The 14,821-nt window shown below is 45.5% G+C and carries 13 protein-coding genes; 9 read left to right on the forward strand and 4 right to left on the reverse strand.

The window, feature by feature from the left end:
• Window positions 1-45 precede the first annotated feature (45 nt).
• The 5 genes from LRL21_RS11645 (at window position 46) to LRL21_RS11665 (ending at window position 5,839) form a co-directional block, all read left to right on the forward strand.
• Entirely contained in the window at window positions 46-831 is a 786-nt protein-coding gene (locus LRL21_RS11645) for a DUF3919 family protein (protein ID WP_240415942.1), read from the forward strand.
• Window positions 832-855: 24 nt separating this feature from the next.
• On the forward strand, window positions 856-1,890 hold the full coding sequence (locus tag LRL21_RS11650) for an ABC transporter substrate-binding protein (RefSeq protein ID WP_240415943.1): 1,035 nt from the start codon (window positions 856-858) through the stop codon (window positions 1,888-1,890).
• An 84-nt stretch (window positions 1,891-1,974) separates the two neighbouring features.
• On the forward strand, window positions 1,975-3,633 hold the full coding sequence (locus LRL21_RS11655) for an ABC transporter permease (RefSeq protein ID WP_240415944.1): 1,659 nt from the start codon (window positions 1,975-1,977) through the stop codon (window positions 3,631-3,633).
• Between the two features lie 18 nt (window positions 3,634-3,651).
• On the forward strand, window positions 3,652-4,734 hold the full coding sequence (locus tag LRL21_RS11660) for an ABC transporter ATP-binding protein (protein ID WP_240415945.1): 1,083 nt from the start codon (window positions 3,652-3,654) through the stop codon (window positions 4,732-4,734).
• Between the two features lie 91 nt (window positions 4,735-4,825).
• Window positions 4,826-5,839 carry an extracellular solute-binding protein gene (locus tag LRL21_RS11665; RefSeq protein ID WP_240415946.1) on the forward strand — a complete coding sequence of 338 codons (1,014 nt, stop codon included), beginning with the start codon at window positions 4,826-4,828 and terminating at the stop codon, window positions 5,837-5,839.
• Between the two features lie 537 nt (window positions 5,840-6,376).
• Here LRL21_RS11665 and LRL21_RS11670 read toward each other — a convergent pair.
• Both LRL21_RS11670 and LRL21_RS11675 read right to left on the reverse strand, forming a co-directional pair.
• The gene (locus tag LRL21_RS11670) at window positions 6,377-7,456 is read right to left on the reverse strand and encodes a hypothetical protein (protein ID WP_240415947.1); all 1,080 of its coding nucleotides are present in this window, start codon (window positions 7,454-7,456) and stop codon (window positions 6,377-6,379) included.
• 36 nt (window positions 7,457-7,492) lie between these two features.
• The gene (locus LRL21_RS11675) at window positions 7,493-8,083 is read right to left on the reverse strand and encodes a TetR/AcrR family transcriptional regulator (protein ID WP_240415948.1); all 591 of its coding nucleotides are present in this window, start codon (window positions 8,081-8,083) and stop codon (window positions 7,493-7,495) included.
• Window positions 8,084-8,213: 130 nt separating this feature from the next.
• Between LRL21_RS11675 and LRL21_RS11680 the strand changes: the two genes are divergently transcribed.
• From LRL21_RS11680 to LRL21_RS11690, 3 genes are read left to right on the forward strand one after another with little or no spacing between them, the layout of a single operon-like run.
• Window positions 8,214-8,951, forward strand: coding sequence for an SDR family NAD(P)-dependent oxidoreductase (locus LRL21_RS11680; protein ID WP_240415949.1), 738 nt, complete (start codon window positions 8,214-8,216; stop codon window positions 8,949-8,951).
• Between the two features lie 51 nt (window positions 8,952-9,002).
• On the forward strand, window positions 9,003-9,398 hold the full coding sequence (locus tag LRL21_RS11685; RefSeq protein WP_240415950.1) for a MerR family transcriptional regulator: 396 nt from the start codon (window positions 9,003-9,005) through the stop codon (window positions 9,396-9,398).
• 35 nt (window positions 9,399-9,433) lie between these two features.
• A complete protein-coding gene (locus LRL21_RS11690) occupies window positions 9,434-10,393 on the forward strand; it encodes an aldo/keto reductase (protein WP_240415951.1) in 960 nt (319 codons plus the stop codon).
• Between the two features lie 268 nt (window positions 10,394-10,661).
• Here the strand turns inward: LRL21_RS11690 and ytaF are convergent, their stop codons facing one another.
• The gene (gene ytaF, locus LRL21_RS11695; protein WP_240415952.1) at window positions 10,662-11,270 is read right to left on the reverse strand and encodes a sporulation membrane protein YtaF; all 609 of its coding nucleotides are present in this window, start codon (window positions 11,268-11,270) and stop codon (window positions 10,662-10,664) included.
• Between the two features lie 196 nt (window positions 11,271-11,466).
• On the opposite strand from ytaF, the gene LRL21_RS11700 reads away from it, so the two are divergent.
• Window positions 11,467-12,600, forward strand: coding sequence for an FtsW/RodA/SpoVE family cell cycle protein (locus LRL21_RS11700; RefSeq protein ID WP_240415953.1), 1,134 nt, complete (start codon window positions 11,467-11,469; stop codon window positions 12,598-12,600).
• On the opposite strand, the gene LRL21_RS11705 is transcribed toward LRL21_RS11700, so the two are convergent.
• Entirely contained in the window at window positions 12,597-14,816 is a 2,220-nt protein-coding gene (locus tag LRL21_RS11705) for an ATP-dependent helicase (RefSeq protein WP_240415954.1), read from the reverse strand. The two genes, LRL21_RS11700 and LRL21_RS11705, sit on opposite strands and share 4 nt — an antisense overlap.
• Between the last annotated feature and the right edge of the window lie 5 nt (window positions 14,817-14,821).

The raw sequence follows: 14,821 nt of genomic DNA on the forward strand, positions 1-14,821 counted from the left end.
GATACAAACCTACAATTTTTTTGAGATAAAAGGAGCGTAAAGTAAATGCCAGAGGAAAAGAAAGGGCTTTCATGGTTTCGCCTCATCTTACTGCAGGTTGTTGTTGGCTGCATATTGATAGCCGTGTGTGCCTATACCTTTCGCATCCCTGTGGATGAAGTTCGCATCGTTCCGCCTCAGCAGGATGACCGCGATAAGGTAGCCGGAGTTCCCATGCGCGTCAATATCACCTACCCAGGCCTTGGCACCATCTCGATTGATGACCCAAAGGAGCTTCTGAAATTATCCAATACCTTCTCAGGACTATTGTCCGTCGGCAAGCAGCAAAATCCGGCTAAATCTCCACGGCTGCTGCTTACAGGCTCGATGGCTTATCTGGATCAGGAGGACATTCCTTTTCAAGTCGAGACCAACGCCTTCCGTTTCGGTGATGAATCAGTCAATTCACTCAATGTCAGTGCCGAAATTCGCAAGCTGCAAAGTACGCTCATCGATAAAACGCTGACTTCAGATACCATTGGAGCCGCTATGGACGATACTCGTAACGATGTGTTCTCTTTGCAGCAAGGTGAGCTTACCCTGCTAACAAGTGGGGAGCGGGGAGCGCTTACCGCCAAAATGCGTTCGGCTATCCGCGTCATCGACTTCAGCCATTTTGATTACCTGGCAGAGCAACCTGACGCCCACTATGTTGTACGGCTCACAGATGATTCCAAGTCCAAGCAGCATTGGCTACATCTGGACCGATACAATAACGCTTACATTGTGGTATTCGACCTGTTGGATGAGACCAACCAAAGAGCCTATTTCAAATTGAACGATGCCTCATAACAATTTGAAGGGATGATGGATGGCATGGCTAGAAAGAAAAATAATACACCTGTCATAGTTTTATCAGTAATTGTAATTGTACTTATAGCGGGGTTCTTTATGTACAAATCCGGCGTGTTCGGCGGCAAGGCTCAAGGCAAAGTAACCGTATATTCGATTTTCCAAGAGGAAGAAGCACGTAAAATCATGGATAAGTTTAAAGCGGATACTGGTATCGACTACGATATTTTACGCTTGCCAAGTGGTGAAGCGGTTTCAAGAGTACAAAATGAAATGGGTAAGCCGCAAGCTGACTTCCTGATGGGTGGTCCCGCCGATTCCCATGAGGTATTGAAAAAAGCTGGCGCATTGGAAAGCTACATCTCTCCGAATGCCTCGGATATTCCAGATAACATGAAGGATAAAGAAGGCGCATGGACCGGATTTTATTTAAATCCAATTGCAATCGGCATTAATACACAGCGTTGGAAAGAAAAATACGGAACAGCCGCTTATCCGGAAACCTTTAAAGATCTGTTAGATCCTAAATATAAAGGCGAGATCGGGATGTCCGATCCGGCTACCTCCGGTACTTCCTACACAGCTGTTGCTTCACTCGCTCAAGTATGGGGCAAGGATGAAATGCTGAAATACATGACTCAATTGCTGCCGAACCTGAAGGAAAGACCGAAATCCGGTATCGAACCGATTCAAAAGGCCGGTAAAGGCGAATATACCATCGGGATTACGTTCCTGGGCGACCAAATCAAAGTAAAAAATCAAGGTAATCCGATTATTAGCATCGTGCCGGAAGCAGCTGGTTATGAAGTAGGCGGATTAGCTATTGTCAAAAATGGCCCTAACACAGCAGCAGCCAAAAAGCTGATGGATTATATGTTAACTGCTGAACCAGGCAAAATTTACACAGAATCTGCCTATTCCGTCTCCGTGAAGCCGGGCGTTCCCGTTCCACCAGGCGGCGTCGATATCAAAACGACCAAATATAACAAAGCCTACAGCCTATGGACGGCAGCCGAGCAAAGAAAAGCATTGCAGGATGCATTAAAGGATTTGAAATAAGTTGAACCATTGCGGCATAGCAGGACAGTCAATGTCTTGCTATGTCTCCCTTGGAAGATTCAGAAAGGTGGTAGCTCTCCCCCTATGATCAAAGAAAAAAAAGGCATCGGGGAGTCGATCGGCCGGCTCGTCAGGGATCCCTCTTCACTCATGCTTGTACTGATCAGCTTTATCATTCTACTTTTATTTGTTGTCTACCCACTGGTGTTTGTCGTTTTTATTCCTAGTGGCGAAGACTGGATCACTTTTTTTAGCAAAGGCCGTTATGGCACAGCACTGATGAATACGGTGGTTAGCTCCTCGCTATCCGCAATTACGGCAACAATATTCGGTTTCATTTATGCTTATGCGATTAACTACAGCAACATCAAAGGTAAAAAGTTTTTCCGCTTTATTGCCTTCTTACCGCTGCTGGCTCCTTCGGTCATGAGCGGTCTGGCTTTTCTGCTGTTGTTTGGCCGGGGCGGCATGGTGTCCCAATATTTGAAATTATGGTTTAATGTTGAGCTGGACTTATACGGGCTACCTGGACTGTGGATTGTTCAAACCATTTCCTATTTCCCGCTTGCGTATATGACAATAACCGGCGTCCTGCGTTCGATTTCACCGAACCTGGAGGTTGCTGCACAAAATCTGGGCGCGCGAGGCTTTAAGCTGTTTCGCTCGATTACCTTTAAGCTTGCGCTTCCGGGTGTTATCAACGCCTTCTTGCTTGTAGCTATTAACTGTTTTGCCGATTTTGGTAATCCGAAGCTGATCGGGGGCAACTATACCCTGCTGGCTGTTGAAATTTATGGTGAAATCATTAATAACCAACCTGGACTCGCTTCGGTTATGGGGATCATCCTGGTCATTCCTGCCCTGCTTGTTTTCGTTATTCAAAACAAACTGTTGTCCAAAGGCTCCTATTCGACCATTACAGGCAAGCCTGTTTCCGGCCTGAATCGGGTGGCCACCTCCAAAAAAACCGATATCATGCTCTTTTCATTTAATACGTTGATGTCCATTTTCATTATTGCGATGTTTGCCATTACGATCCTGTTCGCTTTCACGAAAAACTTTGGCCGAGACAATACGTTCACACTCGATCATATGATGAAGGTTGTGTTCAGCACTTCCAGTCCTGCGGTGCTTAACAGCTTGGTGCTCTCCTTAATCAGCTCCCTGCTTGCTGTAGCGTTTGGGCTCATATTAGCGTATATCGTAGTGCGCAAGCCTTTCCCAGGCAAAAAATTGCTGGATTTCACGGCTGTGCTGCCTATCGCTTTACCGGGTACCTTCGTCGGACTTGCCTTGATCGTAGCCTTCAGCTCCGGACCAATTATTCTGCAAGGTTCTGCTGTCTTAATTATCGTAGCGATGCTGCTCAAACAGATGCCTGTTGGTTATCGGGGTCTCAGCGCTTCCTTCAAGCAGGTGGATAAATCCATTGAAGAAGCCTCGATGAATCTTGGCGCTGACAGCCGCAAAACACTAACAACAATCGTATTTCCGATGCTGCAAAAAACAATCGTCGCCAATTTCGTTTATGCGTTTATGAAAAATATGAACACCTTAAGCACCATTGTCTTTTTAATTACACCTCAATGGGTCGTTGCGGCTGTATCCATTTTCAACTATGCAGAGACAGGCACCTATTATTGGGCTGCCGCAGTTGCTGTGGGGCTGATGGGCGCAACCTTGGGTACGCTTGGTATCATTAAATTGATTTTCCGTTCTAAAGTGAAGATATTTGATTTCTAGAGGCTGGGAGTGGGAATAATGGGTACAGAAATATTGCTTGATCTCAAAAACGTGAATAAAGTGTTCGGCGTCAATCACGTTTTGAAAAATATTAACTTGCAGATTGAACGAGGCAAGTTCATTACTTTCCTGGGTCCGAGCGGCTGCGGAAAGACGACCCTGCTGCGTTCGATCGCGGGCTTCTACACGGTCGATGAAGGAGAAATCTGGATCGATGGAAAGCTGATGAACGAGCTGCCTCCTTATAAGCGGGGAACTCCCATGGTATTCCAGGAATACGCGCTGTTTCCTCATATGACCGTATTTGATAATGTAGCTTACGGCTTGGATGTTCAAAAGCGCCCTGAAGGTGAAATCCAGGATCGGGTAAAATCCGCTTTAGCCAAAGTAAAGCTGACCGGACTGGAGGAACGCTATCCGCATCAAATGTCCGGTGGACAGCAGCAGCGTGTGGCTATGGCCCGCGCACTCGTCATGGACTCTCCGATTATTTTGCTGGATGAGCCGCTCAGTAATTTGGACGCCAAGCTGCGTGAAGAGGTACGGGTCGAATTGAGAAATATCCAGCTCGATCTGGGCTTAACGGTCATCTACGTGACCCATGATCAGGTTGAAGCCTTATCGATGTCGGATCATATTGTTGTCTTTAATAAAGGGGCCATCGATCAGTACGGCACTCCTCATGAAATCTATTACAAGCCTCGCACCCAATATGTAGCCGATTTTATCGGAACGACAAATTTTGTCGATGCGGTCGTTGTGCAGCTTGAAGGCGATCAGGCGACTGTCAAATACGGCAAAAACAATCATACCGTTACCGTTCAAACCAATGAGCAGCTTACGGTTGGGGAGAATGTGCTATTAAGTGTCCGACCGGAGTCAATGCGTATCAACGGACCCGATGCAGGGGATTTTATTATGGATGGAGTCGTCGTCACCTATTCCATGTTTCTCGGTGAAAAAGAGCGGTATTTCCTTGCTGGCGATGACAGTAAAGAGTGGATTGTCGATGTGTATGACATTGGTCAGACCTCTTATCAGGGAATCGTAAAAATACATGCTGCGGCCAATAAAATTCATTTGATTAAAATCAGCAATTGAAATAGATTGAGATAAGAGTTAGAAATAAGAGCTATGAAAGGAAAACAACCGTTTTCCTTTTTTGCCTATGTATGTGGAGGAGGCGGTTGGGATGTGGAAAAAAGGCATTGTATTCTTGATGCTGCTGGCAAGCGTGATCATTATCTATACGTTGTACTCGGGCAGCCCCAATAACCAGCCGCTCAAGGTTTATGTTATTTTTCAGGAGGATGAAGGCCGGATCCTGTTGGAAAAGTTCAAGAAGCAGACCGAGCAAGCGTACGAAATCATTCGCATGTCCAGCGGGGAAGCCAGCTATCATCTGCTGACCATGAACAAAAGCGGAATTGATGTCGTGCTGGGTGGACCAGCTGACCTCCATGAGCAATTAAGAAACAGCGGCAAATCCGTAAGCTACTTCTCCCCGAAGAGCGATAACATCCCGCTGCAGTATAAAAATAAAGAGGGCTATTGGACGGGCATGTATATGGGAGCGCTTGCGATCGGTGTGAATCAACAAATATGGCAGCGCGATCCGAAGCTGGCCTCCTTACCGCTGCCGCAGCGCTATGAGGATTTACTCCTGCCTGAGTTAAAAGGCAAAATCGAAATACCGGACCCTGAAACCTCCGGTACCGGCTATACACTGTTGGCCTCTCTGGCACAGGAGCGTGGAGAAGATGCGGCCATTCAATTGATGCAAGCTTTGAAGAAGCAAAGCTCATCGACCACATTCGCCGGAATTACTTCGGCCCAACGGCTTGCCGTAGGCGATGTCGCCGCAGTCGTATGCTTCCTGGGTGATCAGCTTCGCTTTACGAACTCAGGCTATGACATCCACTCCTTTATTCCGCCCCAGGCCGGTTGGGAGATCGGGGCTGTGTCCATTCTGAAAAGCGGGAACAACACGACAGCAGCCAAAAAGCTCGTCGATTTCGTCCTGTCCAAGGAAGCACAAACCGATTACATGAATGCCGCCTTCTCTCTCCCTGTACTTCCCGACATTCCGGTTCATCCTCTGCTCTCTCATGTGAAGCTGGAGAATTTGTTGGTTACGTATCGGTTTGATGTTGCCGCTCAGCGTCGTGAGCAGCTGCTGACGAGATGGCGAGCTGTGAAGGAGTGAGGGGTTGTAAGAAGACGGATTGGTTCGGGCTAACTTGTCATGAAAAAAAGGAACCCAGCCAATGGGGTAGGGTCTCATTCTATTTTGAATGTTACCGCGAGTTTTCCTATGATGATCGAAAAGCTCCTGAAGCCTTGATTTATAAGGCTTTTGGGTTCCCCCTTTTTTATATTTGTCTTAGAGTTTCCTTCAGTTACCTTATATCATTGATTGTTACCGACCAAAATTTTTAATAAGGTTTTTACGGTTCATGTTACTTAATTTACACTACCTGGAAATTCAGTTTTACTATTTTAATTAGTGCTGAAAGTTCTAGCTTGTACCTACAAAATCATCATAGTCCAATGTTTTCTTCGCAATAGAATATTAACTCGCTATTTTCATAAACTTCAAATCTAGAGTTATGAAGTTTTGTTCTGGAATCTTAATGACACCTAAACCTTTACTTTCTAAAGTCAATAATTGAACTATTACTCCGCGATAAAAATTATGTTCATATTCTCCCTCAACCCGCGAATTATAGAAGTTTCATAAGTATCAACTAGTGGTGTCGCCTTCGTGGTTAACTACACTTGTTTCCAAGAAAGTACCTAAAAACCACATAGTAAATCCAAGAGCACACCAATAGAAGATTGCCCATGCTGAGAATTCCCACTTAATTAGCCAGATTAAAAAAAACAGTTCACAGACTATTATCCCAAACGCATTACCATGTTCACGCAAATGTCTATATGACTCAACATACTCCTTTCGAGATAACTGACTTTCTATTTCTTCTTCCCCTTGAGAATCTAATTTAGATGTAGTTTTCCTCTGAAAACCTCGTGTAATAATCGTCTTTTCAACTAAATTTGGTACAACCCTCTTATCTTTATTAAAAACTCTGAACAAACTTATCTTAGTATAGAAAGATTTAAATTCTGTTGAACCCACCACTATTATAGCGAAAATCAAAATAAGAATACTAACACTACTGATGTGTTTCCCAATATGATTATCTGCTATAAAAAAAATGCAAAAAAAGAACAATGCTAACAAAGTGAATATCCAACAAAAAACAAAAGGATACTTTCTACTCTCCGGATTTTTAGGGAAAGAAAATAGCACCGAGCGTACACCATGAAGCACTAGTATGAGCATACTTGATAAATACATATATAGGAATCCAGATATCACTATGACAATCGCAGCAAGAATAGGAAAACCTGTTTGTTTTAACTGAATCATCTTATCACTATGTGTACTTGTAAATAAATCAGATTTACCTAAAACTTTTAAAATATCGATTGCATCATCTTTATTTACATCGTAAGTTGTACTGAACAAAAAGCTGAATAGGTTAGCTCTTACCTTATCATCATCACCAAGCATCTTAACAACTCCTAAAACATCCCCCTCATTAAGTAGTTTTTCAGCTTTTAATTTGTCCTCTTGCTCAAATTTCTCTACTTTAATAGCAATTTCACTCTTAAAAAATGAGGCTGTAATTTGATTGTTGTAATTTATCACCAGAAAGAATAAAACAACTACTCCAAATATTGTCCCAAGTAAGTATCTAACTAAATAAAATTCCCAAAACCGATTCCCGCCCATGTTATCCTCCACATCTTTATCCATAATTAAATATAAAACTTTCTCTCTTCCATTGCTCCCTCACTTCGGCCCAAAAATCCGCAACCCGATCGTCGCCAGCGCCTTACAACCCTCTTCGCTATACTCCATGTTGCACATCCCAATACCGCTAATATATGAAAACCATGACCATGCTATGTAATAGGCATCACCGGATTGAATTTGCTCCAGCTGCTGAGCCTCTTGAATGATCGGAATCAACGTATCGACAAAATCTGCAACAAACTGCTTTAAATCGGTTGCCAAGGCCGGAAAGCGTTCCGGATATCCAACTACATACTGGATCAGACTGACAAAGCTGACGTTTTTTAATTGACGTTCAATCTGCCCTTCGATAAGCGCAGAGATTTTGGATAAAGGCGGGCCTTCCACAAGCAATTCCGCTAGATACGCCCTCTTCGCTGCATCCAGGTGCTCCACAACCACTTTGTGAAACAAGTCTTCTTTGTTCGCAAAATATAAAAATACAGACGCATGACTAATGCCTGCCTCTTTGGCAATGTCTTTAATCGTGCTTTCTGCAAAGCCTTGCCGAGAAAACATCGCAGTTGCGGCATCCATGATTTGTTTGCGCCGCTCCTCCCTTAGCTTTTCATTAACGGTTCGCGCCATGTGAATCACCCCGGATCATCAATAAATATGTATATCGTATTTCAGCTAATGGACAACTTGACAATAATACCCATTATATCATATAAATAAACTGACTGATCAGTTATTTAATTAATGGAGGTATTGAACTATGAAATACTTTATACTAACAGGTACATCCCGTGGTATTGGCGAAGCGCTTGCCCATCAGCTGATTTCTGACGAACATCATCTCTTTTGTATTTCCCGAACACCCAACGAATCGCTGGCTGCAAGAAAGGGTCTCGATTATATCCAATTTGATTTGAATCATATACATGGAATTGAAGCCGTCATAAATACCATCTTTGATAAGATCGATCCAGCCAAGGCGGAATCACTCTATTTGGTCAATAACGCGGCCGTCGTTGCCCCACTGGCTCCCATTGAGAACAGCCCTGTAGATCAAATCATCCACAATATCCACATTAATCTGCTGGCCCCCATCGTCTTAACCTCATTGTTCATACATCATTCCAGCCATCTGCCCATAGATAAAAGAATATTAAATATTTCGTCCGCATCTGCCAAGCATCACGTTCCCGGCATGAGCTGTTATTCGACTGCCAAGGCCGGGTTGGATGTATTCTCAAGCTCGGTCGCTCTTGAACAAGGCAGCAAGGATAACGCGGTGAAGGTCGTATCTGTCTGGCCGGGAATGATTGATACCCATCTTCAGGAGGAGGCAAGAAATGCCGACCAGGAAACCTTTGCTTCCTCCGTTCTTTTCCATCAGGTCAAAGACAATGGGATGCTAACTACCCCGCAACTTGCAGCAGAACAAATCAAAGAGCTATTATTAGGTGACCGGTTTACACAAGGAGCACTTATTGAAAATTTATACGCTTGACTTCGAGCGCGCTCTAACTTGTATGATCCATTTATGAGGAGGCCATTTACTATGGATATGGAATTAACGATTCAGCAGGTTGCGGACCGAACGGGTTTAAGTGTACATACGCTTCGTTATTATGAACGAATCGGTCTGATGGATCCGGTCCATCGTACACCTAACGGGCGGCGTTCTTATAAGGAGAATGATATTGAGTGGATTGTTTTGTTAATTCACTTGCGTTCTACCGAGATGCCGATCGCCGAGATGCAGCAATTTGCCAGCTTAGTCCGTCAAGGGGACTCCACCATTGCAGATCGGTGCGTATTATTGGAAGCTCATGAGCGTAAACTGCTTGAGCAGTACCAGGAGCTGCAAACCACCCTTGCACTGCTAAGTGATAAAATCGGATATTACCGTTCATGGGAAATGTCGCAGCATGAAAAGAAACCGATAACGGGCTGACCTCAACCACTCATTGTTACAAAGGAGACTTTTGGATGCAGCAGCTGTTATTAGGAAATACAGGGATACAAGTGAGCGCTCTCGGCTTGGGATGTTTGAATTTCGGTTCTCGTACGGATAAAGAAACGTCTTATCGACTGCTCGATCAATATGTCGATGCCGGCGGCAGCTTTCTGGACACGTCCAATAATTATGCATTTTGGAATGAAGGCTGCTCGGGCGGGGAAAGCGAGCTGCTGTTGGGTCAATGGTTGAAGGATCGGGGAAATCGGGAGCACATCGTTCTCGCAACCAAGGTAGGCGCCCAACCGACGATTCCAGGTGGCGGCTTTGAGAGTATGGAAGGCTTGTCTCGCAAGGCCATTGAACAAGCGATTGACGGAAGCCTGAGACGGCTCGGGACCGATTATGTCGATCTGTATTACGCTCACATCGATGATGTCAATACGCCGATGGAGGAGACGATGGAGGCATTCGATAGGCTTGTCCGTGCGGGAAAAGTAAGAGCCTTAGGCTGCAGCAACCATCATACGTGGCGAGTAGAGAAAGCGCGGAATATTAGCAAATCCCATCATTGGACACCGTACAGCTGCATACAGCAAAGATATACGTATCTTCGGCCAAAGCCTGGTGCGGATTTTGGTGTCCAAATCAGTGCAAATGATGAGCTGCTGAACTATTGTCAAACCCATGATGATTTCTCCTTGATTGCCTATTCACCTTTACTTAATGGTTCCTATACCCGCAGCGATACACCGCTTCCGAAGCAATATATGAGTGAGGATACTCAGGCGAGACTCAGCGTCCTGGCAGAAGTAGCCCAGGAAACCGGTGGCACCTTAAATCAAATCGTCCTGGCCTGGCTCCTCCAAAGTACCCCTACAACCTTATCCATCATCGCAGCCAGCAAGCCGGAGCAGCTTCAGGAGAATCTCGATTCCCTCAACATCCGGCTGACTCAGGAGAAGCTGCATCGGCTGCATACAGCAGGTTAAGCACGACTCCGAACAATCCCTCTATCCGATCGGCCGTCATATCGTGGCGGCCTTTCAGCATGATTGCCCCCCTCTCAACGATGCAACGATGCATCGATGCTTGTGTAATTTCAGCAAAATCCCGTATCGCCGCTGATGCACAGCAGCTCTCCTATCCCTGCCTGATTGAAATCCGTTAAGTACTGTACATCCCCCATCAGCGGCGGTATACTGAAAGGTATGCCCCCAACAACCATACAGTGGGGCCCATACCCGTCTGTGTATGGTCTTACGCTATCATTTCGTAAATACCTATAAGAATTAACAGGACGCCACCGATCAGATCAGCATATTGACTCACCCAGGTTTTGGAAGCCATCAAGCCGATCCGTGTGCCACAGCTAATAAACACAATTGAAAATAATCCAGCAGCCACTGTCGTCCATAGAGGGGAGACACCCGTCGCTCCAGCTCCAAATCCGGTCGCCATATTATTCAAGGCCAGAGCCAAGCCCAAGGTTAATGCTTCCTTCCACGAAATGACTTTATTCAGATCAACGTCAGCCGTTGCAGGATGATGGATAACATCAATCAGACTATGGCTGCCAGCAGCAGACGGTTGGGGAACTGGCGCACGCCGACGGCTGCTTACTATACCCCAAACCCCGATAAACAAGATCATGAGTGCACCCAACAGGTTAGCTGCAAACCCGGACATGTAGGCTGTCACATATTCTCCCAGGGTTACAGATACATAGGTACCCAGCATCGTAATAACCGCAATAATCCCATTGGATAATGCCGGTATCCGCGTCGAACGAATGCCGAATGAAATGCCTATGCCAAGATTATCCAAGTTGGAAGCTAAAGCAATGAAGATAATAGAAATCCAGTGCATGTTGATGCCCCCATTTCATCAATATTGAATACCATCTCCTACCTTATGCCGCCCAGCCCAAATTGTGATTACTTGGGATCAATGCGCCCATAAATTGGCTTGTCAGCAGCATAAGGAATAGCCATGCCTTTATTGGGCAGGGCACGGGAGCTTGCAGGAACATGCACGACAACATCATGTTTGACGGAGTGATCATATGAAAGAAAAATTAAAAAAGCTGGATCAACCCATCCTATGGGTCTTATTCAGCTTCCTCATCATAAGCACGGCTGTCATATTGAGCGCCACCATGGGAACCAGCTACAGTGGATTGCATATTACGAATGCTGTTACCTTCGGTGTGCTTTTTATTGTGATGATCGGTGTGGCTCTGGTCGACTACCGAATCATAGTCAATCATCTCTCGATCATTATTTACGCCATTGGCATTATTCTGCTGTTGTTGGTAGCAGCCAAGGGGATGGATATTAACGGGTCCAAACGTTGGCTGAACTTGGGTTTTATGGCCTTTCAGCCTTCGGAAATCATGAAGATTTGCGTTATTGTCCTACTCGCCAAATGGATGAAAAAAAGAGAGGGTCATTCCCTGCATTTATTCAAGGATCTCCTTCCCATGGCCATTATCGTCTTTGTACCTTTTTTCCTTGTGCTTGAACAGCCTGACCTTGGAACCTCGATTGTATTTGTCGCTATATTTGTAGGCATGATCTGGATCGGCAATATTCGTCTGACTCACGTCGTTATTGGCCTTGTTGCCATATGTGTTCTTGTCGCAGGAGTAACGACGCTATACTTGTCCGAATCTCCGCTGTTTTCCAAAATCGTGAAGCCGCATCAAATGCAGCGGATTCAGACGTTCCTTGACCCCAAGAACGATCCCGACAACAGCTGGCACGTCGTAAACTCCATCAAGGCTATCTCTGCCGGGCAGCTGACAGGGGATGGTTATCAAAAGGGTACGTTGGTCCACAGAGGGTATATTCCTTATGATTACGCAGACTCGATCTTTGTTGTTATCGGCGAGGAATTTGGCTTTCTTGGAGCCTCCGCACTGCTGCTGCTCTATTTTATTTTGATATACAGAATGATCCGAATCGCGATCAATCGCTCTGAATTAGAAGGTACGTACGTCGTCATAGGAGTTATATCGATGTTTACGCTGCAAATCTTTGAAAATATTGCCATGCATATTGGTTTAATGCCCTTAACAGGCATTGCACTGCCGTTTATCAGCTATGGAGGCAGCTCACTACTGACAAATATGATCTCCATGGGCTTGGTATTAAGTGTTAAAATTCATCAGACTCCGGAAAGAATCTACTCCGACTAAGGGGTTCCATCCGCCGGCTCCAACACGCCAAGCTCCATACACATGGTGATCGACAAAGCTTTAATTCCCGTTTTAAAACGAATGTGTACCCGATCCTCCTCGATGCTCGTAATTTCCCCATGGCCGATAACCCGATGCTTCACAAATTGCCCTACGCCCAGATCCGCTTTATGTCTGAACGCATTGGGATTGTCGGGAATATCGGGTTTGCGCTTCACCTGTTTCACAGATTGATCTTGGGGAGAGATCGGCTTGGGAGGGCTCAGGATATGCTGAACAGCCGTCACAAATTGAGACGTATTGACCTTCTCTCCATCACGCTCTTTGTAGGTAATCAGCTCCAGCTGCGATTTGGTTCGTGTCATGCCTACATAAAATAAGCGGACTGCCTCCTCCATAAGCGCCAAATCCCCCTTCGCCTGCTTCTCGATATCTTCAGAGGAAGGCAGAATTCCATCTATCAGGTCGATCATATATACCCGTTCAAACTCCAAACCCTTGGAGCTGTGCAAGGTCGAGAACGTGACGACATTGGCCTCCCGTTGAAACTTGGACTGCTTCATCACGGATTCCAGATGCTTCAGACGCTGGGCAAAATCGGTCATCGTGTCCAAGGTGGTGGCGATCCCTTCCAGCGTGTTCAGAATCCCGATTACCGTATCCTTGCGGAATCCGAGCCGCTCACTCAGTTTCTCAATGGCTTTCTCATAGCCCAGTCTGGTGCGTATTACCTGGATCGCATTGAGCGGCGGCATATCCTTCATCTGAACCAGGGTTTCCTTGCACTCCTGCAATATTTTCCGCTGATAATCCTGCAGCTCCACGTAATTCAGCAAATTATCAAAGACGGATTCGTTGTTGTTGATCTCCTTCAGAACGGACATTTGCTGCTTGGTAATGTACCCGCTGATTTTGGTATGAATAGCTTCCATAATATCGGCACGCTTGTCCGTAAAGGTCATCCGCATGAAATTCAAAATATCCTTCACAACCCAATGGGAGAAGAAACGCAGATCGTGATCCTTCATATAAAAAGGAATGCCCGCCCGCTCAAATTCATTAATCAAAATGACCGATGAAGCATTGTTGCGGTACAAAATGGCAACATCCCGCAGATTGTCCACCTCTTGAACCTGTTCAATCAGGTACTTCACCTGATATTGATAATCGGCAAAGCTCCTGATCAGAATCGGTTTGTGTGAAGGGTTGCTTGTAAACATATTTTTGTCATACCGATTCTGATTTCGCTTAATGAATTGATTGGTTACACTGACTATATCTTGAGACGATCTGTAATTCTGCTCCATGAACAGCGTTACAGCCTTCGGATAAGCTTCTTTAAAGTTGAGCAAATATGACGGCTCCGCACCACGCCAGCTGTATATCGATTGGTCATCATCCGCGACTACACACAGATTGCCATGCTCACGCACCAGCTTTTCGATAATAGCATGCTGCACCATCGAGGTATCCTGACTTTCATCAGTCAATACATGGTCATATGTGTGCTGATATTTCTTCAGCAGCTCTCGATCTCGCTCCATAATCTCATTGCATAGTGTCAGCATATCATCATAATCGACCAGCAGCTTGTCGGTGCCTGTTCGTTTAAACCGTTCGTATTCCCACAGGATCCGATCCGCTTTGGGCACCTCGCATTTGACCAGCGGCCACGATTCTTCAGGAACCATTTTATTTTTGATGTAGCTGATGTAGGTGGTCAGCTCCTCCATTTGATCCTCGGTAATCGGTTCGTTATGAAGTCTGGTGTACAGGTCCCGCAGAATCAGCTTTTTGTGCAGCGGCAGCCCTTCCGTCCTCGTCTTCCCCTGCTCCTCAAGCTCCATATTCCCTTCAATCAAATGATAGGTTATTCTCGTTTTGCGAAAATGCTCACGAACGACCTCAAAGGCCAAACTATGAATGGTAGAAAAATCGACAGGCGGGAGGTCAGGGAAAAAGCGTTGGAACCGTTCTTTCATATCCGCCGCTGAGGCGCGACTGAAGGTAACGGCCTTGATCCGTGATGGATGCACACGCTTTTCCTCTATTAAATAGCCGATTCTCATAATAATGGTAGTTGTCTTCCCCGATCCCGGCGACGCCAAAAGAAGCAGGGCACCCTCCGTCTGACGGACAGCCTGCTTCTGAATTTCACTGAGCGACACACCGATTTCGTTATGCTTACGGACAAAAAAATCTTCCTGTTTCATCATGATCG

The sequence above is a fragment of the Paenibacillus periandrae genome (assembly GCF_022458865.1).
Lineage (GTDB): Bacteria > Bacillota > Bacilli > Paenibacillales > NBRC-103111 > Paenibacillus_S > Paenibacillus_S periandrae.

Coding starts and splice junctions, on each gene's coding strand:
- LRL21_RS11665 (WP_240415946.1), top strand. CDS start 4,826: ATGTGGAAAAAAGGCATTGTATTCTTGATGCTGCTGGCAAGCGTGATC.
- LRL21_RS11705 (WP_240415954.1), bottom strand. CDS start 14,816: ATGATGAAACAGGAAGATTTTTTTGTCCGTAAGCATAACGAAATCGGT.
- LRL21_RS11650 (WP_240415943.1), top strand. CDS start 856: ATGGCTAGAAAGAAAAATAATACACCTGTCATAGTTTTATCAGTAATT.
- ytaF (WP_240415952.1), bottom strand. CDS start 11,270: ATGCACTGGATTTCTATTATCTTCATTGCTTTAGCTTCCAACTTGGAT.
- LRL21_RS11675 (WP_240415948.1), bottom strand. CDS start 8,083: ATGGCGCGAACCGTTAATGAAAAGCTAAGGGAGGAGCGGCGCAAACAA.
- LRL21_RS11660 (WP_240415945.1), top strand. CDS start 3,652: ATGGGTACAGAAATATTGCTTGATCTCAAAAACGTGAATAAAGTGTTC.
- LRL21_RS11655 (WP_240415944.1), top strand. CDS start 1,975: ATGATCAAAGAAAAAAAAGGCATCGGGGAGTCGATCGGCCGGCTCGTC.
- LRL21_RS11680 (WP_240415949.1), top strand. CDS start 8,214: ATGAAATACTTTATACTAACAGGTACATCCCGTGGTATTGGCGAAGCG.
- LRL21_RS11690 (WP_240415951.1), top strand. CDS start 9,434: ATGCAGCAGCTGTTATTAGGAAATACAGGGATACAAGTGAGCGCTCTC.
- LRL21_RS11685 (WP_240415950.1), top strand. CDS start 9,003: ATGGATATGGAATTAACGATTCAGCAGGTTGCGGACCGAACGGGTTTA.
- LRL21_RS11645 (WP_240415942.1), top strand. CDS start 46: ATGCCAGAGGAAAAGAAAGGGCTTTCATGGTTTCGCCTCATCTTACTG.
- LRL21_RS11700 (WP_240415953.1), top strand. CDS start 11,467: ATGAAAGAAAAATTAAAAAAGCTGGATCAACCCATCCTATGGGTCTTA.
- LRL21_RS11670 (WP_240415947.1), bottom strand. CDS start 7,456: ATGGATAAAGATGTGGAGGATAACATGGGCGGGAATCGGTTTTGGGAA.